This is a genomic window from Streptomyces yatensis (assembly GCF_018069625.1).
GTDB classification, from domain to species: domain Bacteria; phylum Actinomycetota; class Actinomycetes; order Streptomycetales; family Streptomycetaceae; genus Streptomyces; species Streptomyces yatensis.
In genome coordinates this window covers 7698204-7723804 of record NZ_CP072941.1, presented here as the reverse complement: position 1 = coordinate 7723804, position 25601 = coordinate 7698204, and the positions used below count along the sequence as shown (strand labels likewise).

The window sequence follows — 25601 nt, the reverse complement described above, 5'->3', positions numbered from 1 at the left end:
CTTATCCCGTTGAGTGGAACTCGAAAAGATGACCGTTGTTCCAGGGGTAGGCTCGACATCGCCGGTGCACATACGGTCACCGGATTTCGACATTGTGGAGAGGAGCCCTGACTCAGGGTGAGCACCAAGCCGACTACCACAGACCTCGAGTGGACCGATCTGGACCGGCAGGCCGTCGACACGGCCCGGGTCCTGGCCATGGACTCCGTACAGAAGGTCGGTAACGGCCACCCTGGCACGGCCATGAGCCTCGCACCCGCCGCCTACCTGCTCTTCCAGAAGCTGATGCGGCACGACCCCTCCGACGCGGAGTGGACGGGCCGCGACCGCTTCGTGCTGTCTCCGGGGCACACCAGCCTGACCCTCTACGTCCAGCTGTACCTGGCGGGCTTCGGGCTGGAGCTCGAGGATCTGCGGTCGTTCCGCACCTGGGGCAGCAAGACCCCGGGCCACCCGGAGTACGGCCACACCACCGGTGTCGAGACCACCACCGGCCCCCTGGGCCAGGGCATCGCCAACGCGGTGGGCATGGCGATGGCCGCCCGCTACGAGCGTGGCCTGTTCGACCCGGAGGCGCCCGAGGGCGCCTCTCCGTTCGACCACACCATCTGGGCGATCGTCTCCGACGGCGACCTGGAGGAGGGCATCTCCGCCGAGGCGTCCTCGCTGGCCGGCCACCAGAAGCTGGGCAACATCGTCGCGCTGTACGACGACAACCACATCTCGATCGAGGGCGACACCGCGACCGCGCTCTCCGAGGACGTGCTGAAGCGCTACGAGGCGTACGGCTGGCACGTCCAGCGCATCGAGCAGGCCGAGAGCGGCGACTTCGACATCCACGCGCTGTACGCGGCGCTCAAGGCGGCGCAGGCCGAGACCGAGCGCCCCTCGATCATCGCGGCCCGTACGATCATCGCCTGGCCCGCTCCGAACGCGCAGAACACCGAGGCGTCGCACGGCTCGGCGCTGGGCGCCGACGAGGTCGCCGCCACCAAGCGCGTCCTGGGCTTCGACCCCGAGCAGCACTTCGCGGTCGACACGGACGTCATCAACCACACCCGCGCCCTGGTCGACCGTGGCCGCCAGGCGCACGCCGCCTGGGACAAGAAGGTCCAGGAGTGGCGGAACGCCAACCCCGAGCGGGCCGCCCTGTTCGACCGGATCAGCGCGGGCGAGCTGCCCGAGGGCTGGGAGTCCGCGCTGCCGGTCTTCGAGCCGGGCAAGGACGTCGCCACCCGTAAGGCGTCCGGCCAGGTGCTCAAGGCGCTCGGCGGGGTGCTGCCCGAGCTGTGGGGCGGCTCCGCCGACCTCGCGGGCTCCAACAACACCACGATCGACGCGTCCTCATCCTTCCTCCCGAAGGGCAACCCGCTGCCGGAGGCCGACCCGTACGGCCGCACCGTGCACTTCGGCATCCGCGAGCACGCCATGGGCTCGACCATGAACGGCATCGCGCTGCACGGCAACACCCGTGTCTACGGCGGCACCTTCCTGGTCTTCTCCGACTACATGCGCCCGGCCGTCCGGCTCGCCGCGCTGATGAAGCTGCCGGTCACCTACGTGTGGACGCACGACTCCATCGGCCTCGGCGAGGACGGCCCGACCCACCAGCCGGTGGAGCACCTCTCGGTGCTGCGCGCCATCCCGGGCCTGAACGTGGTCCGCCCGGCCGACGCCAACGAGACGGCCATCGCCTGGCGCGAGATCACCCGCCGCCACAGCGCGAACCCGGCTCCGCACGGCCTCGCGCTGACCCGGCAGAACGTGCCGACCTACGAGGCCAGTGAGGACGCCGCCAAGGGCGGTTACGTCCTCTTCGAGGCCGAGGGCGGCGAGCCGCAGGTCATCCTCATCGGCACCGGTTCGGAGGTGCAGCTCGCCGTGGAGGCGCGTGAGCAGCTCCAGGCCGCCGGGGTTCCGACCCGCGTCGTGTCAATGCCCTCGGTCGAGTGGTTCGAGGAGCAGGACAGGGGGTACCGGGAGACAGTGCTGCCGCCGTCCGTCAAGGCCCGCGTGGCCGTCGAGGCGGGTATCGGCCTGACCTGGCACCGCTACGTCGGCGAGGCCGGCCGCATCGTTTCGCTGGAGCACTTCGGCGCCTCCGCCGACTACAAGGTGCTCTTCCGGGAGTTCGGCCTCACTGCCGAGGCCGTGGTGACCGCCGCCCGCGAATCTCTCGACGCCGCAGGGCGCTGACACCCCGCAGACGACTTAGTAGCGACGAGTAGGAGAACACACCCCATGACAGACGCACTCAAGCGGCTGGCCGACGAAGGCGTCGCGATCTGGCTCGACGACCTCTCCCGCAAGAGGATCACCTCCGGCAACCTGGCCGAGCTGATCGACCAGCAGCATGTCGTAGGCGTCACCACCAACCCGTCGATCTTCCAGAAGGCGATCTCCAGCGGTGAGGGCTACCAGCAGCAGGTGGCCGACCTCGCGGTCCGCAGGCTCACCGTCGAGGAAGCCGTCCGCATGATCACCACGGCGGACGTCCGCGACGCGGCCGACATCCTCCGGCCGGTGTACGACGCGACGGGCGGCCAGGACGGCCGGGTCTCCATCGAGGTCGACCCGCGCCTGGCCCACAACACGGCCGCCACCATCGCCGAGGCCAAGCAGCTGGCCTGGCTGGTGGACCGGCCCAACACCTTCATCAAGATCCCGGCGACCGAGGCGGGGCTGCCCGCGATCACCGAGGTGATCGGCCTGGGCATCAGCGTCAATGTCACGCTGATCTTCTCCCTGGAGCGGTACCGCGCGGTCATGGACGCCTTCCTGGCCGGTCTGGAGAAGGCCAAGGCCGCGGGCCTGGACCTGCAGAAGATCCACTCGGTGGCGTCCTTCTTCGTCTCCCGCGTGGACACCGAGATCGACAAGCGCATCGACAAGCTCGGCACCGATGAGGCCAAGGCGCTGCGCGGCAAGGCCGCCATCGCCAACGCCCGCCTCGCGTACCAGGCGTACGAGGAGGTCTTCAGCTCCGACCGCTGGGCCGCCCTGGACCGGGCGAACGCCAACAAGCAGCGTCCGCTGTGGGCCTCGACCGGCGTCAAGGACCCGGCGTACAAGGACACCATGTACGTCGAGGAGCTGGTGGCTCCCGGCACCGTCAACACCATGCCGGAGGCCACCTTGGAGGCGGTCGCCGACCACGGCGAGATCCGCGGCGACACCGTGCGCGGCACCTACGAGCAGGCCAAGGCCGACATCGAGGCGCTGGCCGGGATCGGGATCTCCTACGACGAGGTCGTCCAGGTCCTCGAGGACGAGGGCGTCGAGAAGTTCGAGTCCTCCTGGAACGACCTGCTGAAGTCCACCGAGGCGGAGCTCAAGCGCCTCGCACCCTCGGAGGCGTGAAACCGTGACCAGCAGCAATCCGCTGCGTGACCCACGAGACCGACGGCTCCCGCGCATCGCGGGGCCGTCCGGCCTCGTGATCTTCGGCGTCACGGGCGATCTGTCCCGTAAGAAGCTGATGCCCGCCATCTACGACCTGGCCAACCGCGGGCTGCTGCCGCCGGGCTTCTCGCTGGTCGGCTTCGCCCGCCGCGACTGGGAGGACGAGGACTTCACCCAGGTCGTGCATGACGCGGTCAAGGAGTACGCGCGGACCCCGTTCCGCGAGGAGGTCTGGCAGCAGCTGGCCGAGGGGTTCCGCTTCGTACCCGGCGAGTTCTCCGACGACGAGGCGTTCACGACCCTGCGGGCGACCATAGAGGAGCTCGACAAGGCGCGCGGCACCGGCGGGAACTTCGCCTTCTATCTGTCGGTCCCGCCGAAGTTCTTCCCCACCGTCGTCCAGCAGCTCAAGAAGCACGGGCTGTCGCAGGGGCAGGGCGACTCCTGGCGGCGCGCGGTCATCGAGAAGCCCTTCGGCCACGACCTGAAGAGCGCCCAGGAGCTCAACCAGGTCGTCCACGAGGTCTTCCGGCCCGGTGATGTCTTCCGGATCGACCACTACCTGGGCAAGGAGACGGTCCAGAACATCATGGCGCTGCGCTTCGCCAACACGATGTTCGAGCCGATCTGGAACCGGTCGTACGTCGACCATGTGCAGATCACCATGGCCGAGGACATCGGCATCGGCGGGCGCGCGGGCTACTACGACGGCATCGGCGCGGCCCGTGACGTCATCCAGAACCACCTGCTGCAGCTCCTCGCGCTGACCGCCATGGAGGAGCCCGCCTCCTTCGAGGCGTCCTCCCTGGTCACCGAGAAGCTGAAGGCGCTGCGGGCGGTCAAGCTGCCCAGGGACCTGGGCAAGCACACGGTCCGCGGACAGTACGCCCCCGGCTGGCAGGGCGGCCAGGAGGTGCGCGGCTATCTCGAGGAGGAGGGCATCGACCCCCACTCGAAGACCGACACCTACGCCGCGATCAAGCTGGAGATCGACAACCGCCGCTGGGCGGGTGTCCCCTTCTACCTGCGCGCCGGCAAGCGGCTGGGGCGGCGGGTCACCGAGATCGCGGTGGTCTTCCAGCGCGCCCCGCACTCCCCCTTCGACGCCACCGACACCCAGGAACTCGGGCAGAACGCCCTGGTCATCCGGGTGCAGCCGGACGAGGGCGTCACCATCCGGTTCGGCTCCAAGGTGCCCGGCACCTCCATGGAGATCCGGGACGTGACGATGGACTTCCAGTACGGCGAGTCCTTCACCGAGTCCAGCCCCGAGGCGTACGAGCGGCTGCTGCTCGATGTCCTGCTGGGCGAGGCGAATCTCTTCCCCCGCCATGAGGAGGTCGAGCAGTCCTGGCGGATCCTCGACCCGATCGAGGAGTACTGGGAGAAGCACGGCAGGCCCGAGCAGTACACGGCCGGGACCTGGGGGCCGAAAGCCGCGGACGAGATGCTCGCACGAGACGGACGGAGCTGGCGGCGGCCATGAACATCGATCTCACGGACACCACGTCCAGCCGGATCAACTCCGCTCTGATCCAGGCGCGCCGGTCCACCGGCACGCCGGCCGTGGGCATGGTGCTGACCCTCGTCATCGTCACCGACGAGGGCAATCACTACGACGCGCTGAGGGCGGCCAGCGAGGCGTCCAAGGAACACCCCTCGCGCATCCTGGTCGTCATCAAGCGTCCGGGCCGGTCGCCGCGCGACCGCAAGATGGCCCGGATGGACGCCGAGGTGCGGGTCGGCGGCGAGACCGGCACCGGCGAGACGGTGCTGCTGCGGCTGCACGGCGAGCTCGCCAACCACGCCTACTCGGTGGTCCTGCCCCTGCTGCTGCCGGATGCCCCGGTGGTGGTGTGGTGGCCGGAGGACGCCCCGGAGCACCCCAGCGAGGACCTGCTCGGACAGCTGGCCCAGCGCCGGATCACCGACGCCCAGGCCACCGAGGACCCGGTCGCGGCCCTGGGGCTGCGGGCCGCGACCTACACCCCGGGCGACACCGATCTGGCCTGGACCCGGATCACCCCGTGGCGCAGCGTCCTGGCCGCCGCCCTGGACCAGCGGCACTCCTCGATCACCTCCGCGGTCGTCGAGGGCGAGGCGTACAACCCGAGCAGCGAGCTGCTCGCGCTGTGGCTCGCCGAGCGGCTGGGGGTGCCGGTGAACCGGCAGGTCTCGGAGGGCCCCGGGCTCACCGCGGTGCGGCTGGAGACGGCCGACGGCGTGATCTGCCTGGACCGGGCGAACGGCTCGCTGGCCGAGCTGGCGATGCCGGGCCAGCCCGACCGGCATGTGGCGCTGCAGCGGCGTGAGATGTCGGAGCTGATCGCCGAGGAGCTGCGCCGGCTGGACCCCGACGAGATCTACGCGTCGTCGGTGAAGTTCGGCGTGAACAAGCTGGGCAAGGGCGGCGTGGGCACGCTGGAGCGGGACGCCAAGGCCGCCCCGGCGACCGAGGTGGCACCGGGGCCGGACCGGCCGCCACTGCCGACCCGGGACCCGGAGGCGCCGCCGGAGCACGCGCCCGGTTCGCCGAAGAACCCGCCGCAGGCACCGGCACAGCCGCCGGCTCCGAAGCCTCACCCTCCGGCGAAGGCCCAGGAGCGGAAGGCGGACGGGAAGGCGGACAAGTGACCGCACCACAGGTGGTCGTCCACCGCGACAAGGAGCTGATGGCCCAGGCCGCGGCGGCCCGGCTGATCACGAAGATCGTGGACGCCCAGGCCACCCGTGGCTCCGCCTCGGTCGTCCTGACCGGCGGGCGCAACGGCAACGGCCTGCTGGCCGCGCTCGCCGCCTCCCCGGCGCGCGACGCGGTCGACTGGTCGCGGCTGGACCTGTGGTGGGGCGATGAGCGATTCCTGCCGGAGGGCCACCCCGACCGCAATGTCACCCAGGCCCGCGAGGCGCTGCTGGACGAGGTGGAGCTGGACCCGGCGCGGGTGCACGCGATGCCCGCGTCCGACGGGCCTCACGGCGGCGACGTGGACGCCGCGGCCGAGGCGTACGCCGCCGAGCTGGCCCGGGCCGCGCGGCCGGAGAACCACGGCGCGGTGCCGTCGTTCGACGTGCTGCTGCTGGGCGTCGGCCCGGACACCCATGTGGCCTCGCTCTTCCCCGAGCTGCCCGCCGTCCGGGAGACCGAGCGGATGGTGGTCGGGGTGCGCGGCGCGCCCAAACCGCCGCCCGTGCGGATCTCGCTGACCCTGCCCGCGATCCGCGCGGCACAGGAAGTGTGGCTGCTGGCGGCCGGTGAGGACAAGGCGAGGGCGGTCACGATAGCCCTGTCGGGTGCCGGGGAGCTGCAGGCTCCGGCGGCGGGTGCGTACGGCCGCCGCCGCACGCTGTGGCTGCTGGACCGGGCCGCGGCGGCGGGTCTGCCGCGCGAGCTGTATCCCCCGGCGTCGCCGTAACCCTCCTCTCGCACACGATCCCCCGCGCGCCTCGGGCGCCCGGGGGATCGTCGCGTTTTCTGTGCTGTTCCGTGCTCTAGGTGCTCCAGTGCTCCAAGCGGCCTCGATGCAGTCCGGCGCGGTTCGGGTGCGCCCCGAAGGGGCGCGGGGCTGTGTCGATATGCGGCTCCGCCGCGTGGGACCAGCCACGGCACAGCCGCGGACGAACGACGGCACATCCCGGCGCATCCGGCCGAGCGCTCAGGCGCTCCTCGTGCTCTTCCCGTGCCTCGGGACCTCAGCGGCCGCGCAGCGAGCGGTAGGTGGCCACCAGATGCTCGGTGGAGGTGTCCAGACCGGGCACCTCGGCGCCCTCGGTCAGGGCGGGCTCGACGCGCTTGGCGAGCACCTTGCCCAGCTCCACTCCCCACTGGTCGAAGGAGTCGATGTTCCAGACGGCGCCCTGGACGAAGACCTTGTGCTCATAGAGGGCGACCAACTGGCCCAGCACCGACGGGGTGAGCTCGGAGGCGAGGATGGTGGTGGTGGGGCGGTTGCCCGGGAAGGTCTTGTGCGGCACCAGCTCCTCGGGCACCCCCTCGGCGGCGACCTCCTCGGAGGTCTTGCCGAAGGCCAGCGCCTGGCCCTGGGCGAAGAGGTTGGCCATCAGCAGGTCGTGATGGGACTCCAGCCCGGGAGGCAGATCCTTCACCGGCCGGGCGAAGCCGATCAGATCGGCCGGGACCAGCTTGGTGCCCTGGTGGAGCAGCTGGTAGTAGGCGTGCTGGCCATTGGTGCCGGGAGTGCCCCAGACGATCGGGCCGGTCTGCCAGCCGACGCGGTTGCCGTCCCGGTCCACGGACTTGCCGTTGGACTCCATGTCCAGCTGCTGCAGATAATCGGTGAACTTCGACAGATAGTGGCTGTACGGCAGGACGGCATGCGCCTGGGCGTCATGGAAATTGTCGTACCAGATGCCCAACAGGCCCATCAGCAGGGGGACGTTCTCCTCCGGCGGGGCGCTGGCGAAGTGCTCGTCGACCAGATGGAAGCCGGCCAGCATCTCGCGGAAGCAGTCCGGGCCGATGGCGACCATCAGGGAGAGGCCGATGGCCGAGTCATACGAATAGCGCCCGCCGACCCAGTCCCAGAACCCGAACATGTTGTCGGTGTCGATGCCGAACTCGGCGACCTTCTCCGCATTGGTCGACACCGCCACGAAGTGCTTGGCGACGGCCTCCTCACCGGCCCGCAGCCCGGTCAGCAGCCAGTCGCGGGCGGAGAGGGCGTTGGTAATGGTCTCGACGGTGGTGAAGGTCTTGGAGGCGACGATGAACAGCGTCTCGGCCGGGTCCAGGTCGCGCACCGCCTCGTGCATATCCGCGCCGTCCACATTGGAGACGAACCGGAAGGTCATCGAGCGGTCGGAATAGGCGCGCAGCGCCTCGTACGCCATCTTCGGGCCCAGATCGGAGCCGCCGATGCCGATGTTGACGACGTTCTTGATCCGCTTGCCGGTGTGGCCGGTCCAGTCGCCGGACCTGATGCGGTCGGTGAAGACGGCCATCTTGGTGAGCACGGCGTGCACTTCGCCGACGACGTCCTCGCCGTCCAGCTTGATCTCCGCGGAGTGCGGTGCGCGCAGCGCGATATGCAGCACCGCGCGGTCCTCGGTGGTGTTGATCCGCTCACCGCGGAACATGGCGTCCCGCAGCTCGGCCACCTTGGTGGCCCGGGCCAGCTCGCGCAGCAGCCGCAGGGTCTCGTCGGTCACCAGGTGCTTGGAGTAGTCGACGTGGAGATCGCCGACCTGAAGGGTGAGGCGGCGCCCGCGCTCAGGGTCGCCCGCGAACAGGTCGCGCAGATGCGCGTCGCCCATCTCCTTGCGGTGTGCGGCCAGCGCATGCCATTCCGGCAGCTGGTCCAGCCTGGTGCGGCCTTCCATGGTCATCTCGGACATCAGCCCACTTCTCGTCGGTGCCTGGCCCCCGTGGCCACCAACCTAATTGATGACGGACCGCATTCCCGGAACGAGGGCCGCCACCCCGCAGACGAAGAGCGCCGCGGACCCCAGCGCGGGGGTGTTGAGCCCCCACGCCTCGGCCATCACCCCGCCCAGCAGCGCGCCGAGCGGGGTGCCCGCGATCGACAGGGTGCGGAAGGCGGAACTCACCCGCCCCAGCGCCCCGTCGGGGCTGCTCTGCTGCATCATCGTCACCTCGGTCACGTTCCAGACGATTCCCGCGAAGCCGAAGAGGCCCATGGCGGCGACCGCGGCCGGCAGGCTCCGTATCGCCCCGAGGACGACCAGGGCGCCGATCTGCGCGGTGCCGCACACCACGAGGGCACGGGCGCGGCCCAGCTTCTCGGTGAGCCGGGCGGCCACCAGCCCGCCGATCACACTCCCGATGCCGTACACGGTGATGACGGCCGCATAGCCGGTGTTCCCCGCGCCCAGCCAGCCGGTGATGTGCAGCACGAGGGTGGCGATGAGCGCGCCGATGCCGATATTGCACAGCGTGGTGGAGGCGCACAGCGCCCGCAGCGTCCGGTCCCGCCACAGCACGGCCAGGCCCTCGGCGATATCGCGCCGCAGCGATCCGCCCGGCGGGCGCGGGGCCCGCTGAGGGGGCGTCACCCCCAGCGAGGCGACCAGCACGGCCGCGGCGAGATAGGTGACCGCGTCCGCCGCGAACGGCATCGCGGCGCCGAGACCCAGCAGCACCGGCACCAGCGGGGCGCCCACGAACCGGCCCATGACCTCCTGCCCGGTCATCAGCCGGGCGTTGGCCCTGCTGAGCGCCTCCTGCCCGACCACCGAGGGCAGCAGCGCCGTGGCCGCGTTGTCGAACAGGGTCTGCAGCGTGGTCAGGGCGAAGGCGAGGGCGAGCAGCAGCCCGATGGTGGCCTTATCCAGCCAGACCGCGACGGCGAACCCCGCCATCAGGACGGCCCGCGCGCCGTCCACCGCCCACATCGCCCGCCGCTGGTCCACCCGGTCGGCGATCGCCCCGCCGATCAGCCCGAACAGCAGCCAGGGCAGAAAGCCGCAGGCGGTCACGAGCGAGACCAGCACCGGCGAATCGGTCAGCGAGACGGCCAGCAGCGGCAGCGCCGCACCCCGCAGGGCGTCCCCGAACCGGGAGACGACCGCGGCCGCCCACAGCCGCCCGAACCCCCCGCGCCACGCGGGCACCGCCGGTTTTCCGGCGCCCAGCTCACCGGCGTCCACCGCGGCCATGACATCCCCCTCCGCATCCACCCCGCCCGGCGGGACGGCTCCGACGGCTCCCCCCGGTGATCGAGCACCCCATGACCGTAGCCCGCACCACTGACAACGGCCCGGCCGCGCACCCCTCACAGGAGGTGCCCGGCCGGGCCGTCGTACCGCGTTCGGTGTCTAGATCTCGCCCCGGAGCTTGGCGAGTGCCTCGGCGAGGATCGCCTCGCCGTCGGCGTCGCTGCGCCGCTCCCGTACGTACGCCAGATGCGTCTTGTACGGCTCGGTGCGCGGCGGGTCCGGCGGGTTGTCCCGGTCCTTGCCGGCCGGGAAGCCACAGCGGGGGCAGTCCCACGTGTCAGGGATCTGCGCATCGCTGGCGAAGCTCGGCACGGTCTCATGTCCGTTCGAGCACCAGAAGGAGATGCGCAGGCGCGGCGCCGATTCGCCTCGCTCGGCCTCTCCCATCGGCCCCGCTCCGACCCGGCTTCCACGGATCGCGTTGCCACTTGCCACGGTCGTAACTCCCTGCGTGATGGTGCCGCGAAGCCTCGATTGGCAGCTTCGCCGCCCGGCGCCCCAGTCTACGTAAGGCCCAACGCGCGTCCAGTGAGAGGAGTTACACCCGTCCCCGAGGACGCCATGCCATCATAGGCCGCATATGGGCCCCGCTGACGACGGTACGTCAGTTATCGGGCGTCGGCCGGGCCCTCAGCGGGCCCCGCCGGAGCCTCAGTCGAGCTTCATCAGCAGCCCGAGCACGACGATGCAGACGAACCACAGCAGCCCGACCACCACGGTGATGCGGTCCAGGTTGCGCTCGGCGACCGAGGAGCCGCCCACCGAGGACTGCATGCCGCCACCGAACATGTCGGACAGGCCGCCGCCCTTCCCCTTGTGCATGAGCACCAACATCATCAGCAGCAGGCTGAAGATGATGAGGGCGATCGAAAACCCCATGATCACAGCTGGACCAACCTTCTCGGGCTTGTACGGACGTCGGGGGCCGGACGGTGCGATTCCCACCGCCTCGACCCCCGACAGGGTACGACGACGCGCGCGCTAGGGCCTACTCACTGGTCGCGGAAACGAACGATCTTGACGAATTCGTCCGCGTCCAGCGCCGCACCGCCGATCAGGGCGCCGTCCACATCCGGCTGGGCCATGATCGCGGCGACGTTCCCGGACTTCACCGAGCCGCCGTACTGGATCCGGACCTTGTCGGCGACCTCCTGGCCGTACAGCTCGGCCAGCCGGCCGCGGATGGCCCCGCAGACCTCCTGGGCGTCCTCGGGGGTCGCCACCTCGCCGGTGCCGATCGCCCAGACCGGCTCGTAGGCGATCACGATGGTCTCGGCCTGCTCGGCGGGGATGTCCTTGAGACCGCCGTCCACCTGCGCGAGGGTGTGGGCGACCTGGTTGCCCGCCTTACGGACCTCGAGGCCCTCGCCGACGCACAGGATCGGGGTGAGGTCATGGCGGAAGGCCGCCTTGACCTTGGCGTTGCAGAGCTCGTCGGACTCGCAGTGGTACTGGCGCCGCTCCGAGTGTCCGACGACGACGAAGGCACACTTGAGCTTGGACAGCATCGCGCCGGAGATCTCGCCGGTGTAGGCGCCGGAGTCGTGCGCGGAGATGTCCTGGGCGCCGTACTTGATCTTCAACTTGTCGCCGTCGACCAGGGTCTGCACCGACCGCAGATCGGTGAAGGGCGGCAGCACCGCGACCTCCACGGCCTCGTAGTCCTTGTCGGCGAGTGCGAAGGCGAGCTTCTGGACGTGGGCGATGGCCTCGAGGTGGTTGAGGTTCATCTTCCAGTTGCCCGCCATCAGCGGCGTACGGTCACTCACAGTGTTCAGTCCTCCAGTGCGGCGAGGCCGGGGAGCGTCTTGCCCTCGAGGTATTCGAGGCTCGCTCCACCGCCGGTCGAGATGTGGCCGAAAGCGTTCTCGTCGAAGCCCAGGATGCGTACGGCCGCGGCGGAGTCGCCGCCGCCGACCACGGTGAAGGCCGGGCTGTCCAGGAGCGCCTGGGCCACGGCCCGGGTGCCCTCGGCGAAGTCGGGGTGCTCGAAGACGCCCATCGGGCCGTTCCAGAAGACGGTGGCCGCGTCGGCCAGCTTCGAGGCGTACAGCTTGCGGGTCTCCGGGCCGATGTCCAGCCCTTGAAGATCGGCCGGAATCGCGTCGGCGGCGACGACCCGCGGGTTCGCGGGGGCCTTGGTCTTCAGGTCCGGGAATTCGGACGCGGCCGTGACATCGACCGGGAGCACGAACTCCACGCCGCGCTCCTTGGCCCGGCGCAGATAGTCCTGGACCGCCGGGACCTGGTCCTCCTGCAGCAGCGAGCCGCCGACCTCATGGCCCTGGGCCTTGAGGAAGGTGTAGGCCATGCCGCCGCCGATCAGGATGCGGTCGGCCTTCTCCAGCAGGTGGTCGATGACGCCGAGCTTGTCGGAGACCTTGGCGCCGCCGAGGACGACCGCGTAGGGCCGCTTGACGTCCTCGGTGAGCTTCTTCAGGACCGAGAGCTCGGTGGCGATCAGCTCGCCCGCGGCGTGCGGCAGCCGGGCCGGGAGATCGTACACGGAGGCGTGCTTACGGTGGACCGCGCCGAAGCCGTCGCCCACGTAGAGGTCGGCGAGGGCGGCGAGCCGGTCGGCGAAGGCGCCGCGCTCGGCGTCGTCCTTACTGGTCTCGCCGGCGTTGAAGCGCAGGTTCTCCAGCAGCGCGACCTCGCCGTCGCCGAGCGCCGCCACGGTCGCCTGAGCGCTCTCGTCCACGGTGTCGGTCGCGAAGGCGACCTGCTTGCCGAGGAGTTCGCCGAGCCGCCGGGCGACGGGGGCGAGCGAGTACTGGGGGTCCGGGGCGCCCTTGGGACGGCCCAGGTGCGAGGCGACGATCACCCTGGCGCCCCGGTCCAGGAGCTTGTTGATCGTCGGGACGGCGGCGCGGATCCGGCCGTCGTCGGTGATCGTCTCGCCGTCGAGCGGGACGTTCAGATCGGCGCGGACGAAGACCCGCTGCCCGGCGACCTGAAGATCGTCAATCGTCTTCACAGAGATGACTCCTTGATCATGGATCGGGGCCCGCTACGACGCCGTCGTAGCGGGCCCCATTCCTAGCTCATCGGGACGGGGGTCAGAGCCGCTCGCCGACGAAGACGGTCAGGTCGACGAGGCGGTTGGAGTAGCCCCACTCGTTGTCGTACCAGCCGACGACCTTGACCTGCTTGCCCTGGACCATGGTCAGGGAGGAGTCGAAGGTGCAGGACGCGGGCCAGTTGACGATGTCCGAGGAGACGATCGGGTCCTCGGTGTACTCCAGGATGCCCTTGAGCTGACCCTCGGCGGCCTTCTGGAAGGCGGTGTTGATCTCGTCCTTGGTGACCTCGCGGTCGAGCTCCAGGACGAGGTCGGTGACCGAGCCGGTCGGGACCGGGACGCGCATCGCGATGCCGTCCAGCTTGCCCTTGAGCTGCGGGAGGACCAGCGCGGTGGCCTTGGCGGCACCGGTGGAGGTCGGAATGATGTTCTCCGCCGCCGCGCGGGCGCGACGCAGGTCCTTGTGCGGGAAGTCCAGGATGCGCTGGTCGTTGGTGTACGCGTGGACCGTCGTCATCATGCCCTTGACGATGCCGAAGTTCTCGTCGAGGACCTTGGCCATCGGCGCCACACAGTTGGTGGTGCAGGAGGCGTTGGAGATGACGTGCTGGTTCGCCGGGTCGTACTTGTCGTTGTTGACGCCCATCACGATCGTGATGTCCTCGTCCTTGGCGGGCGCGGAGATCAGGACCTTCTTGGCGCCTGCGGCGAGGTGCTTGGCGGCGTCCTCGCGCTTGGTGAAGATGCCGGTGGACTCCACCACGATGTCGGCGCCGAGCTCGCCCCACGGAAGGGCCGCCGGGTCGCGCTCGGCCATCGTCTTGAAGGTCTGGTTGCCCACCGTGATGGTGTCCTCAGTGTGGCTGACCTCGTGCTTCAGCCGGCCGAGGATGGTGTCGTACTTCAGCAGGTGCACCAGGGTGGCGTTATCGGTCAGGTCGTTGACACCGACGATCTCGATGTCCGCGCCCTGCTCAAGGAGCGCGCGGAAGTAGTTGCGACCGATGCGGCCAAAGCCGTTGATGCCTACGCGGATCGTCACGAACCGATCTCCTCGTTGGTGTGCCGGTCTGGAACGCCGGCGAACGTATATGGGATGTCCCCGACCGCCTCCGACCCTACCGCTATCACGGGACGTACGTGACATTGGCATCGGCGGCCCATGACCACCGGAAAGTGGTACGGACCGCCGATTCAGTCACGATTTGTCACGCGCTGTCAACGACGCAGCGCACGTAGCGCGTCGGCCACCAGCCGGGCCCTCTGGGCGGCGTCCGGGACATGCTCCAGGCCGAAGCCCAGCAGCACGGTGTCCCGGGTGGTGACGCCCGCGACGGTGTGGAAGAGCTCCCGGGAGCGGGACCAGTCCCCCGAGTTCGCCGGGCTCCCCTCCGGCGCCCCCGAGACCGTCCAGGGGCCGAGCGCGGTCTCGAAGCCCTCGGAGTCCTCGGCGGTGCCGCCGACGGTGAACTCGGTGCCGTCCACGAAGGCACCCCGGCCGCCGGTGCCCGGGTCGGTGATGTACGAGACGGCCAGCTCGACCTTCTTGCCCGCGTAGCCGCTCAGGTCCACGGAGACCGGCCGCCACCCCTCGGAGGAGCCGGTCAGGCTGTTCCAGGCTCCGGTGCTGCCCTGTGCGCCGCAGCCGTCGTCGCCGGGGGTCAGGTAGTGCTTCAGGAACGGGTGCAGATTGAGCAGGAAGCCCGCCTCGCACTCGGTGGGCACCTGAGTGGAGGAACCGCCGTTCGCGTCGGGGAGGGTGGTCCAGTCGTCCTGGCCCGCGGTGTGCGCCTCGATGACCACATGGTCGTAGCCGGGCTCGGTGTCAAAGCTCAGCTGGAAGCCCAGGGCCGGTTTGTCGGCGGCGGCCACACCGGTCAGGTCGACCGTACGGGACAGCCGCATCCAGGAGTTGTCACGGTGGCTCGCGGCCGCCATCCAGTCGCCCTCATAGGGCTGGTACGGGGTGCGCGTGCCCGGGTACGCGCCCGCGCCCGCGCTGCGGAACTGGGGGAAGTCCTTCGGCGGCAGCACATCGGAGGTGACCGTGTAGGCGCCCGCGGCGTCCAGGGGGTTGCCGGGGGCGTCGCCGAGGTGCGCGCCGGTGCCCGCGAGCGCGCCGGCGCCCTGGAAGGCGGTGGGCGACTTCAGCGTGAGCCGGCTGTCGGCGCCCAGGTAGTACTGGCTGAAGTCATCCGTATCGGCCGGTCCCACCTCGGAGCTGCCGCCCGCCCGCTCACCGGTGGTGATCAGCTTGCCGCCCTCGTTGAGGAAGTCGCGCACCGCGAGCAGGGTCGGGCCGCCGGGCCGTTCGGCGCCGGTGTACCAGAGCACGGTCTTGAAGTGGCTCAGTACCCCGAGCGCGGACGGCGCCCCCTGGGTGGCCACGTCCCAGACGGCGGCCTTACGGCCGTTGTCGGCCAGCGCCCCGGTGTACGCGGCGGTGTGCCGGGCCGGGGAGCTGCCGCCCTCCTCGGCGATCACCAGCGTGTCGGCGCGGGCCCGCTTGGCCACGGTGTAGGTGAACGGCTCGCTGACGGTTCGCTTGCCGCTCTTCGTACGGCCGGTGAACCAGACCTTGACCCGCTGCCCGGGGTCCGCGCCCTCGACGGCGGCGCGGTACTGGTCGAAGAGGACGTTGTCCTCGCCGCCGTAGGTCTCGCCGCCCTTCCACGCCTTCAGCGAGGCGGTGCGGGTGCGGCCGCCGTCCACGCGGTAGTTGAGCTTCTTGTCGCGAACACTCTTGCGGACGGTGACGGCGACGTCCTGGTCGCCGCCGCGGGCGTAGGACGTGGTGAAGGCGTCGGGGGTGAAGTCGGGCGCGGTCAGGCCGACGGAGGAGGCCGGCCGGTCGGGGTGCTCGGCGGTCTCGGCGACGGAGAGCGCGAAGGGGATGTTCTTGGTGAACTCCTGCGCGATCAGCTTCTCGTCGTCGGGGAAGGTGAAGACGGACGCGCAGTCACGCGGCTGCCAGGCGTCGTTCGGGTCGACGCCGGAGGCGGTCTGACACGTCGACATCTCCGGGGTGAACATCATCATCCCGTTGACGTTCGCCGCATGGCCGTCGGCCTCGCCGTTGGTGGTGTACAGCTCCGAGGAGACCTGCGGGTGGTACCCGGGGATCGCGGAGTGCTCCGGGGTGCCGGCCAGGGACTTGTAGAGGACGTCGTCGGGGGTCGGGGTGGCGACCTGCCAGCCGACGCCGTAGAGCAGCAGTTCGGCGGCCGAGTGGTAGTTGATGCCGTACGTGAAGCCGATGCGCTTCTCGAACGCGTCCAGCGCCTTGGTCTCCGGCTCGGAGCCGGGCGCGGGGCCGCGGTAGGTCTCGTCGGCCGGGTCGGCGGACGAACCCTCGTTGTCGTAGCCCCACTTGTAGGCGAAGTTGCGGTTGAGGTCGACGCCGTCGCCCGCGGTGATCTTGCCGTCGCCGTTGTTGTCGCGCAGGTTCTTGCGCCACTGGCGGTTGTCCGGGCTCTGATGCGTGTAGTCGTAGCCGTCCGGGTTGGCGGACAGGACGAACCACAGTTCGGTACGGTCCACGATCCGGGTGACGCGGTCGTCCTTGCCGTAGTTGTCGAGGTAGTAGTGCATCAGCCGGCGGGTCATCTCCGGCGTGATCCACTCGCGGGCGTGCTGATTGGACATGTACAGCACCGACGGCTTGCTGCCGTCCCGGGTCTTCCCGGCGCCCTTGCTCAGCTTGAGGGCGAGGATGTCCTTGCCGCGGCCGGTCTTGCCGATGCTGACGACCTTGGTGAGGCCGGGGTGGGCCCGGCCGGTTTCGACGATCTCCTGCTGGAGCCCGCCCTCGCCGCTGTAGGGGCGGAAGACGCCGTCGCCCGCGGCCTTCAGGCGGTTGCCGGTCCGGGCGGAGATCTTCTTCTCGGTGAGCCGCACGCCCTTGCCGCGCAGTGCGGCGGCCTGCTTCCCGGTGAGGTAGAGCTCGACCGGGCCGGTGCCCTTCTCGGGCACCTGCCGCCCCAGTTCGGTGCCGTCCGCTCCGGCGCGCAGCAGCAGCGGAATCTGACCCTTGGTGACCTGGGCGGTCCATACGGACAGCCCGTCGCCGGCGGGGTTCGCCGGCGGTTGTGCGGGGGCCGCGGGTGCCGCGGCCAGTCCCCCCAGGAGCAACGCGGCCAGTGCCACCACCGCGCCGCTCGATCTCACCGTGCGTCTGAGCTTCATCAGCCCCCCTGGCTGTCGTGTGAAGACCCGCGGGTGCGCAGGCGCACCAGACTTGTCAGGACACATGGTCATGTCAACAGCGGCGCGCGGAACCGGTCCGAACACAACCCCGGGGACGCATACGCCCCCGGATCGCCGACGTGATCCGGGGGCGCGGGGTGCGGCTTCGGTGCGGCTGTGGGGGAGACCGCTCTTGGGGCGCTCGTTCCGCGGGCGGTCGCTCTCGGGGCAGCCGCTCTCGGGGCAGCCGCTCTCGCGGAGGTCGCTCTCGAGGTGGCCGCTCTGGGGGCAGCGGCCCTCAAGTGGCCGCTCTCGGGGCGGTCAGCCGACCATGCCCTCGGCCATCTCCTCGGTGAGGCTGGACTCGGTGCCGGGGATGCCCAGGTCCTGGGCGCGCTTGTCGGCCATGGCCAGCAGTCGGCGGATGCGGCCCGCGACGGCGTCCTTGGTCAGCGGCGGGTCGGCGAGGGCGCCCAGCTCCTCCAGGGACGCCTGCTTGTGCTCCATGCGCAGCCGGCCGGCCGCGGCGAGGTGCTCGGGCACCTCGTCGGCCAGGATCTCCAGGGCGCGCTGCACCCGGGCCCCGGCGGCGACGGCGGCGCGGGCCGAGCGGCGCAGATTGGCGTCGTCGAAGTTGGCGAGGCGGTTGGCGGTCGCCCGCACCTCGCGCCGCATCCGCCGCTCCTCCCAGGCGAGGACCGACTCATGCGCCCCCAGTCGCGTCAACAGCGCGCCGATGGCGTCACCGTCCCGGACGACCACCCGGTCCACCCCGCGCACCTCGCGCGCCTTGGCGGCGATCTGCAGCCGACGGGCGGCGCCGACCAGCGCGAGCGCGGCCTCCGGACCGGGGCAGGTCACCTCCAGGGAGGACGAGCGGCCGGGCTCGGTGAGCGAGCCATGGGCGAGGAAGGCCCCGCGCCAGGCGGCCTCGGCGTCGCAGGTGGCGCCGGAGACGACCTGCGGCGGCAGTCCGCGGATCGGCCGGCCGCGGCCGTCGACCAGGCCGGTCTGCCGCGCCAGCTGGTCACCGCCCGCCACCACCCGCACCACGTACCTGCTGCCGCGGCGCAGCCCACCGGGGGCCATCACCACCAGATCCGAGGAGTGCCCGAAGATCTCCAGGATGTCCTTGCGCACCCTGCGGGCCGCGATCCCGGTGTCCAGCTCCGCCTCGATCACGATGCGCCCGCTGACCAGGTGCAGCCCGCCCGCGAACCGCAGGATCGCCGAGACCTCCGCTTTCCGGCAGCAGGTCCGGGTGACGGGGAGCCGGGAGATTTCGTCCTTCACCGCTGCCGTCATCGCCATGGGCCGATCCTTCCATGCATCCGAAAAATACGGTCGTACGCGGCCGCCAGAAGCTCCGGGTCGTGCTTCGGGGCACCGTCGGTCGCGGCCACCGGCGCCAGCTCGACCGTGCCGCCCAGCCGCTTGGCCGCGTCGCACAGACTGCTCTGGTCGGGGACGGCGGCCTCATCGGCCAGCACCACGTCGAAGGCGAGTTTAGGGGCGTGTCGGGCCAAAACCTCCAAATGACGCTGCGGAGAGAAGCCATCGGTTTCTCCCGGCTGAGGGGCGAGGTTCAGTGACAGCACCCGCCGGGCCTTGGTCTCGGTGAGGGCCTGGAGCAGATCGGGGACCAGCAGATGCGGGATCACGGAGGAGAACCAGGAGCCGGGCCCCAGCACCACCCAGTCGGCGTCCATGACCGCCTCGACCGCCTCGGGGACGGCCGGCGGATCGTGCGGCACCAGATGGACCGACTGCACCTCGCCGCGGGTCAGCGCCACCGTGGCCTGCCCGGCGACGGTGGAGACCTCGTCCGGGCGCGCCGGGTCATGGCCCCGGACATACGCCTGGAGCTCCAGGGGGACGGCCGACATGGGCAGCACCCGGCCATGGGCGCCCAGCAGCTTGCCGACCAGGTCGAGCGCCTTCACATGGTCGCCCAGCTGCTCCCACAGGGCGACGATCAGCACATTGCCGACCGCGTGGCCGTGCAGCTCGCCCTCGCTGATGAAGCGGTGCTGGATGACCCGCGCCCAGGTCTGGCCCCAGTCGTCGTCCCCGCACAGCGCGGCCAGGGCCTTGCGCAGATCGCCGGGCGGCAGCACGCCCAGCTCGTCGCGGAGCCGTCCGCTGGAGCCTCCGTCGTCGGCCACGGTGACGACGGCGGTGAGGTCGCCGGTGATCCGGCGCAGTGCGGCGAGCGACGCGGACAGGCCCATGCCGCCGCCGAGTGCGACGACCTTGGGCTGCGCGCCCCGGCTGGTCCGTGTTCCGACCAGCCGTCGCAGCCGCTTCGTACGAATGGTCACTCGCGCCCCATGTCCCGGTGGACGATGACGGTCTCCACTCCCTCGGCGGCCAGCCGCGGGGCGAGCCGCTCGGACATCGCCACACTGCGGTGCTTGCCGCCGGTGCAGCCGATGGCGATGGTCACATAGCGCTTGCCCTCGCGGCGGTAGCCCGCGGCGATGAGCTGGAGCAGCTCCGCGTAGCGGTCGAGGAACTCCTTGGCCCCGGGCTGGTTGAAGACATAGCTGGAGACCTCCTCGTTGAGCCCGGTGAAGGGGCGCAGCTCGGGGACCCAGTGCGGATTGGGCAGGAAGCGGCAGTCCACCACCAGATCGGCATCGACCGGCAGCCCGTACTTGTAGCCGAACGACATCACGGTGGCCCGCAGCTCGGGCTCCTCCTCGCCCGCGAACTGGGGGTCCATCTTGGCGCGCAGCTCATGGACGTTGAGGCTGGAGGTGTCGATCACCAGGTCGGCGTCGCCGCGCAGCTCGCGCAGCAGATCGCGCTCGGCGGCGATGCCGTCCACGATCCGGCCGTCGCCCTGGAGGGGATGCGGGCGGCGCACCGACTCGAAGCGGCGCACCAGGGCCTCGTCGGACGCCTCCAGGAACAGCACGCGCCGCTTGACGCTCTTGGCGGCGAGGTCGGCGAGGGACTCGCGGAGGTTGTCGAAGAAGCGGCGGCCGCGGACGTCCACCACCACGGCGATCCGGGCCACATTGCCCTGGGAGCGGGCGCCCAGGTCGACCATGGTGGGGATCAGCGCGGGCGGCAGGTTGTCCACGACGAACCAGCCGAGGTCCTCCAGACATTTGGCGGCGGTGCTGCGGCCCGCGCCGGACATTCCAGAGATGATCACCAGCTCGGGGATGGCCGCCGCCTCGGCGGGCTCGCCCGACGTGCCCGTATTCACCTGCGCTCCGTCTCCATGGTTCTCGTGCCCGGTCATGGTCTGGTCCCCCCGTTCGACGAGGACGCCGCACCGGCGGCCTCGTCCTCAATGATCTCTCCTGTGGCGGTGTTCACGGCGGGCGCGGCCGGGGCGGACCCGGCGAGCGCCGCGGCGACCGTCTCGGCCGTCTTACGGCCGACGCCCGGCACCTCGCAGATCTGCTCGACCGTGGCGGCGCGCAGCCGCTTGACCGAGCCGAAGTGCTTCAGCAGGGCCTGCTTACGGCTGTCACCGAGGCCCGGAACGGTGTCCAGCGGCCCGGCCTTCATCGACTTGGCGCGCTTGCTGCGCTGGTAGGTGATGGCGAAGCGGTGGGCCTCGTCGCGGACCCGCTGGAGGAGGTAGAGCCCCTCGCTGCTGCGGGGCAGCACCACCGGGTCCTCCTCGTCCGGCAGCCACACCTCCTCGAGCCGCTTGGCGAGACCGCAGACGGCGACATCGTCGACGCCGAGCTCGTCCAGGGCCCGCTGGGCGGCGGCCACCTGCGGCTTTCCACCGTCGACCACGACGAGCTGGGGCGGGTAGGCGAACCGCTTCGGCCTGCCCTCCTCGTCGATCGGGCCGGAGGGTCCTTCGGAGGTGCTGTCGGAGGGACCGCCGAGCGCCTGCCCGGTGGTCCCTGTGTCTTGCGTCGTATCTTCCCTGGCCCCGGTGGCCTGCTCCTCCCACTCCCCCGTCTTCTGCTTCTCCAGCAGATAGCGCCGGAAGCGGCGGCTGACGACCTCATGCATGGAGCGGACATCGTCCTGCCCGGCGAAGCTCTTGATCTGGAAGCGGCGGTACTCACTCTTACGGGGGAGCCCGTCCTCGAAAACCACCATGGAGGCCACCACGTCATCTCCCTGGAGATGGGAGATGTCGAAGCATTCGACGCGCAGCGGTGCGGAGTCCAGCCCCAGGGCCTCGGCGATCTCCTCCAGCGCCCGGGAGCGGGTGGTGAGGTCGGAGGCGCGCTTGGTCTTGTGCAGCGCGAGCGCCTGCTGGGCGTTGCGCTGGACGGTCTGCATCAGGTCCTTCTTGTCGCCGCGCTGCGGGATGCGCAGATCGACCAGGGAGCCCCGGCGCTCGGAGAGCCACTGGGTGACCGGCTCGGCCGGGTCCGGCACGGCGGGCACCAGGACCTCCTTGGGGACGGCGTCGCCGCGCTCCTCCCCGTAGAGCTGCTGCAGGGCGTGCTCGACCAGCCCGGCGGTGTCGACGGCCTCGACCTTGTCGGTGACCCAGCCGCGCTGGCCGCGCACCCGGCCGCCGCGCACATGGAAGATCTGGACGGCGGCCTCCAGCTCGTCCTCGGCGACCGCTATCAGATCGGCGTCGGTGGCGTCGGCGAGAACCACCGCGTTCTTCTCCATGGCGCGCTTGAGCGCCCCTATGTCGTCGCGGAGCCGGGCCGCCTTCTCGTACTCCATGTCCTCGGCGGCCTCGTGCATCCGCTGCTCCAGGCGGCGCAGATAGGTGCCGGTGCGGCCGGCCATGAAGTCGCAGAACTCCTCGGCGAGTTCGCGGTGCTCCTCGGCGGTGACACGGCCGACACAGGGGGCCGAGCATTTGCCGATATAGCCGAGCAGACAGGGGCGGCCGATCTGGGCGGAGCGCTTGAACACCCCGGCGGAGCAGGTCCGGACAGGGAACACGCGCAGCATCAGGTCGACGGTCTCGCGGATGGCCCAGGCGTGGCCGTAAGGGCCGAAGTAACGCACGCCCTTCTTCTTGGCGCCGCGCATCACCTGGACCCGGGGGAACTCCTCGTTCAGGGTCACGGCGAGGAAGGGGTAGCTCTTGTCGTCACGGTATTTGACGTTGAACCGGGGGTCGAACTCCTTGATCCAGGAGTACTCGAGCTGCAGGGCCTCGACCTCGGTGGAGACCACGGTCCACTCCACGGCGGCGGCCGTGGTGACCATGGTCCGGGTGCGCGGGTGGAGGTTCGCCAGGTCCTGGAAGTACGACGAGAGCCGCGGGCGCAGGCTCTTCGCCTTTCCTACGTAGATCACCCGGCCGTGCTCGTCACGAAACTTGTAGACCCCCGGCGACTCGGGGATCTGTCCCGGCTTGGGGCGGTAGCTGCTCGGGTCGGCCATGGTCACCACCCTACTTGCGAGGAGTGACACATCCGGGCCTTCGGAGGTGGTCGGCTGAGGTCCAGTGGATTTGGGGATTCCGCGGCCGCTCGGGGGCGCGCCGGGCGCCCGCCGAGGCGCCGGACCCGCCCGGGCGTCCGGCTTGGCTCAGGCGCCGGGCCCGCCCAGGCGTCCCGCTCCGCTCAGGCGTCGGGGCCCGCCACGAGCCGTCCGCCCTTCGCGGTGACCGGGACCGACGGCAGCGGCTTCTCCGCGGGCCCCTGGAGGACCTTGCCGGTGCGGGCGTCGAACTGGCTGCCGTGGCAGGGGCAGTTGATCTTGCCGTCCTCGACGCTGTCGACAACGCATCCGGCGTGGGTGCACACCGCGCTGAAGGCCGTGAACTCGCCCTTGGCGGACTGGGCGACCACCACCCGCTGCTCGCGGTAGATCTTGGCGCCGCCGACCGGGACGACACCGGCCGAGCCGAGTTCGACGGGGGCGGTGGGCGTCGAGGACGTCTTCTGGCCCGAACCGTCCGGGGAGCAGGCCGCCGCGCCGAGACCGGCGGCTCCGGCCAGCGCGGCGCAGCACAGCACGGTTCGGCGGGAGGCGGGCTGGCTGGACATATACGGCTCCTGGAGGTGTGAAGGCCCTCCGACCATACCGGCACAGATCCCTCCGCTCGCCGCCGCCTCCCAGGGAGGACGTAAGCGCTTGCGCAAACGTTTACGTCGGCCCGCGGATGCGATACGTTACGGCCCCCGGCCCGGTGACTCCCATGAATCCGGTGGCCCCAGGAATCCGGTCACCCCAGGAATCCTGTGCCCCGACCCGACGACCCGACGACCCCTCGACGCGGAGGACCGCAGCGGATGGCAACCATGGTCGACGTCGCCCGGCGCGCCGGGGTCTCCGTGGCCACCGTCTCGCATGTGCTCAACGAGACCCGGCCGGTCCGTCCGGACACCCGTAAGGCCGTGCTGGACGCCATCGACGACCTCGGGTACATCCCCAATACGCTGGCGCGCTCCCTGGTGACCGCGCGCACCCGCTCGATCGGTCTGGCCGTCTCGGCGATCAGCAATCCGTACTTCACCGAGATCCTCCAGGGCGTCGAGTCCAGCGCCCTGGAGCAGGGGTACGGGCTGCTGATCGCCGATCCGCACGACGATCCCGAGCATGAGCGCAAGGCCGTCCGGCTGCTCCATGAGCGGCGGGTGGACGGCGTGATCGTCGCCCCGTCGGCCGAGCCCGCCGGGCTGCTGGAGTATCTGGCCGGCCGTAAGGTCCCCGCCGTCTTCCTCGACCGGCTGGTCGGCGACGCCCATGACCAGGTGTGCGCCGAGAACACCCGCCCCGTCGAACAGCTGGTCCAGCACCTCGCGGGCCTCGGCCACACCCGCATCGGACTGGTCGCGGGGCTGCCGGGGCTGAGCACCACCACCGAGCGGATCGCGGGCTACCGGGCCGGGCTGGAGCGGCACGGGCTGCCGTTCCGTCCCGGGCTGCTGGCCGAGGGCCACTCCGAAGCCCGGGGCGCGGAGGACGCCGTGCACCGGCTGCTGGCATCCACCGAGCCGCCCACCGCGATCATCACCGCGAACAACGCGATGACCATCGGCGCGCTGCGCGCCCTGCGCACGGCGGGCCTGGGCGTGCCCGACGATCTCGCGCTGGTCTGCTTCGACGACTTCTCCTGGGCGGATGTCTTCTCCCCCGGGCTCACCGCGATCTCCCAGCCCGGCCGGGAGGTCGGCGCCACCGCCGTCCGGCTGCTGCTCGACCGGCTGGAGAACCCGGGGCGGCCGCCGCGCACCGTCCGGCTGCCCTGCACCTTCGTCCACCGCACCTCCTGCGGCTGTGTGGCCGAAGCCCCCGACCGACCGCTCGACCGCCCGCTCCCCGGAACCCCCGGAATCCCCGGACTCGCCGGACTCGCCGGAAAGGACCCCGTCTCGTGATCGTCGTCGCCGGAGAAGCCCTGATCGACCTCGTGCCCGAGCGCACGTCGAGCGCCGCGGCGGGCGACCGGCTGCCCGCGCTGCGTCCGGCGCGCGGCGGCGGCCCGTACAACACCGCACTGGCGCTGGGGCGGCTCGGCTCGCCCACCGCGTTCTGCTCGCGGGTCTCCACGGACGGCTTCGGGGAGGCCCTGCTGGAGGGGTTGCGGAAGGACGGCGTGGACACCGCGCTGGTGCAGCGCGGCCAGGAGCCCACGACCCTCGCCGTCGCCTCCATCGGGGCCGATGGCTCGGCCGGATACGGCTTCTATGTGCAGGGCACCGCGGACCGGCTCTTCACCCTGCCGCCGTCCCTTCCCGAGGGGGTGAGCGCGCTGTCGCTGGGCACCTGCTCGCTGGTGCTGGAGCCGGGCGCGAGCGCGTATGAGGAGCTGCTGCGGCGTGAGGCCGCGCGTGGTGTCTTCACCACGCTGGACCCCAATATCCGCACCGGGCTGATCCCCGACGCCGACGCCTACCGGGCCCGTTTCCAGGGCTGGCTGCCCCATATCGGCCTGCTGAAGCTGTCCATAGAGGACGCGCGGTGGCTGGCCGGCTCGGAGGACGCGGACGATGTGGAGACGGCCGTGGGCGAGTGGCTGGCGGCGGGCCCGGCGGCCGTGGTGCTCACCCATGGCGGCGAGGGGCTGAGCGTACGGCGCCAGGACGGCTCCGTGCTCTCGGTGCCGGGCGAGCGGGTGGACATCGTGGACACCATCGGGGCGGGCGACACCGTGAACGCCGCGCTGCTGCACCGGCTGGCGGGCCACCAGGCGCTGTCGGCGCCCGCGCTGGCCAAGCTGGACGAGGCGGCCTGGCGGGATGTGCTGGGCTTCGCGGCCCGCGCCGCCGCGATCACCTGCTCCCGCGCGGGCGCCGAGCCGCCCTACGCCTCCGAGCTGGCCTGACCCCCGCCGCGCCACCCGTACGTACGCCGCGCCCGGTCGATCCGGGCGCGGCGTGGCGTATGGCAAGCGCGG

At 70.9% G+C, this 25601-nt stretch carries 20 protein-coding genes; 7 read left to right on the top strand and 13 right to left on the bottom strand.

What is annotated here, in order from left to right; genetic code table 11:
- The first annotated feature begins 117 nt into the window (after positions 1-117).
- From tkt to pgl, 5 genes are read left to right on the top strand one after another with little or no spacing between them, the layout of a single operon-like run.
- A complete protein-coding gene (gene tkt, locus J8403_RS32200; RefSeq protein WP_211126233.1) occupies positions 118-2196 on the top strand; it encodes a transketolase in 2079 nt (692 codons plus the stop codon).
- A gap of 45 nt (positions 2197-2241) precedes the next feature.
- A complete protein-coding gene (tal, locus tag J8403_RS32195) occupies positions 2242-3360 on the top strand; it encodes a transaldolase (RefSeq protein WP_211126232.1) in 1119 nt (372 codons plus the stop codon).
- Positions 3361-3364: 4 nt separating this feature from the next.
- Entirely contained in the window at positions 3365-4888 is a 1524-nt protein-coding gene (gene zwf, locus J8403_RS32190; RefSeq protein ID WP_211126231.1) for a glucose-6-phosphate dehydrogenase, read from the top strand.
- Entirely contained in the window at positions 4885-6036 is a 1152-nt protein-coding gene (gene opcA, locus J8403_RS32185) for a glucose-6-phosphate dehydrogenase assembly protein OpcA (RefSeq protein WP_211126230.1), read from the top strand. The genes zwf and opcA overlap by 4 nt, the downstream gene beginning before the upstream one ends.
- On the top strand, positions 6033-6815 hold the full coding sequence (gene pgl / locus J8403_RS32180) for a 6-phosphogluconolactonase (RefSeq protein ID WP_211126229.1): 783 nt from the start codon (positions 6033-6035) through the stop codon (positions 6813-6815). The genes opcA and pgl overlap by 4 nt, the downstream gene beginning before the upstream one ends.
- Positions 6816-7092: 277 nt before the next feature.
- On the opposite strand, the gene pgi is transcribed toward pgl, so the two are convergent.
- From pgi to J8403_RS32115, 13 genes are all read right to left on the bottom strand, one after another.
- On the bottom strand, positions 7093-8745 hold the full coding sequence (gene pgi, locus J8403_RS32175; protein WP_211128535.1) for a glucose-6-phosphate isomerase: 1653 nt from the start codon (positions 8743-8745) through the stop codon (positions 7093-7095).
- Positions 8746-8796: 51 nt separating this feature from the next.
- Positions 8797-10035 (bottom strand): MFS transporter, encoded by a 1239-nt coding sequence (locus J8403_RS32170; protein WP_211126228.1) that lies wholly within the window; start codon positions 10033-10035, stop codon positions 8797-8799.
- Positions 10036-10194: 159 nt separating this feature from the next.
- Entirely contained in the window at positions 10195-10530 is a 336-nt protein-coding gene (locus tag J8403_RS32165; protein ID WP_009718803.1) for an RNA polymerase-binding protein RbpA, read from the bottom strand.
- 216 nt (positions 10531-10746) lie between these two features.
- Positions 10747-10974, bottom strand: coding sequence for a preprotein translocase subunit SecG (gene secG / locus J8403_RS32160; protein ID WP_014059875.1), 228 nt, complete (start codon positions 10972-10974; stop codon positions 10747-10749).
- A gap of 113 nt (positions 10975-11087) precedes the next feature.
- On the bottom strand, positions 11088-11864 hold the full coding sequence (gene tpiA / locus J8403_RS32155; protein WP_211126227.1) for a triose-phosphate isomerase: 777 nt from the start codon (positions 11862-11864) through the stop codon (positions 11088-11090).
- A 5-nt stretch (positions 11865-11869) separates the two neighbouring features.
- Positions 11870-13072 carry a phosphoglycerate kinase gene (locus J8403_RS32150; protein WP_211126226.1) on the bottom strand — a complete coding sequence of 401 codons (1203 nt, stop codon included), beginning with the start codon at positions 13070-13072 and terminating at the stop codon, positions 11870-11872.
- An 82-nt stretch (positions 13073-13154) separates the two neighbouring features.
- Positions 13155-14159, bottom strand: a complete 1005-nt coding sequence (gap, locus tag J8403_RS32145; RefSeq protein ID WP_059144928.1) for a type I glyceraldehyde-3-phosphate dehydrogenase — start codon at positions 14157-14159, stop codon at positions 13155-13157.
- Positions 14160-14335: 176 nt separating this feature from the next.
- The gene (locus J8403_RS32140) at positions 14336-17302 is read right to left on the bottom strand and encodes a M14 family metallopeptidase (protein ID WP_211126225.1); all 2967 of its coding nucleotides are present in this window, start codon (positions 17300-17302) and stop codon (positions 14336-14338) included.
- 321 nt (positions 17303-17623) lie between these two features.
- Positions 17624-18613 carry a DNA-binding protein WhiA gene (whiA, locus tag J8403_RS32135; protein WP_059144929.1) on the bottom strand — a complete coding sequence of 330 codons (990 nt, stop codon included), beginning with the start codon at positions 18611-18613 and terminating at the stop codon, positions 17624-17626.
- Complete coding sequence (locus J8403_RS32130; RefSeq protein ID WP_211126224.1) at positions 18604-19623, bottom strand: gluconeogenesis factor YvcK family protein; 1020 nt, start codon at positions 19621-19623, stop codon at positions 18604-18606. Before J8403_RS32130 ends, whiA begins: the two co-directional genes overlap by 10 nt.
- The gene (gene rapZ / locus J8403_RS32125; protein WP_211126223.1) at positions 19620-20555 is read right to left on the bottom strand and encodes an RNase adapter RapZ; all 936 of its coding nucleotides are present in this window, start codon (positions 20553-20555) and stop codon (positions 19620-19622) included. Before rapZ ends, J8403_RS32130 begins: the two co-directional genes overlap by 4 nt.
- Positions 20552-22639: an excinuclease ABC subunit UvrC gene (gene uvrC / locus J8403_RS32120; protein ID WP_211126222.1), complete on the bottom strand. Its 2088-nt coding sequence runs from the start codon at positions 22637-22639 to the stop codon at positions 20552-20554. The genes rapZ and uvrC overlap by 4 nt, the downstream gene beginning before the upstream one ends.
- A gap of 182 nt (positions 22640-22821) precedes the next feature.
- Positions 22822-23247, bottom strand: a complete 426-nt coding sequence (locus J8403_RS32115) for a Rieske (2Fe-2S) protein (protein WP_211126221.1) — start codon at positions 23245-23247, stop codon at positions 22822-22824.
- A 246-nt stretch (positions 23248-23493) separates the two neighbouring features.
- Between J8403_RS32115 and J8403_RS32110 the strand changes: the two genes are divergently transcribed.
- Both J8403_RS32110 and J8403_RS32105 read left to right on the top strand, forming a co-directional pair.
- A complete protein-coding gene (locus tag J8403_RS32110) occupies positions 23494-24582 on the top strand; it encodes a LacI family DNA-binding transcriptional regulator (RefSeq protein ID WP_211126220.1) in 1089 nt (362 codons plus the stop codon).
- The gene (locus J8403_RS32105) at positions 24579-25529 is read left to right on the top strand and encodes a carbohydrate kinase family protein (RefSeq protein WP_211126219.1); all 951 of its coding nucleotides are present in this window, start codon (positions 24579-24581) and stop codon (positions 25527-25529) included. The genes J8403_RS32110 and J8403_RS32105 overlap by 4 nt, the downstream gene beginning before the upstream one ends.
- Positions 25530-25601 lie beyond the last annotated feature (72 nt).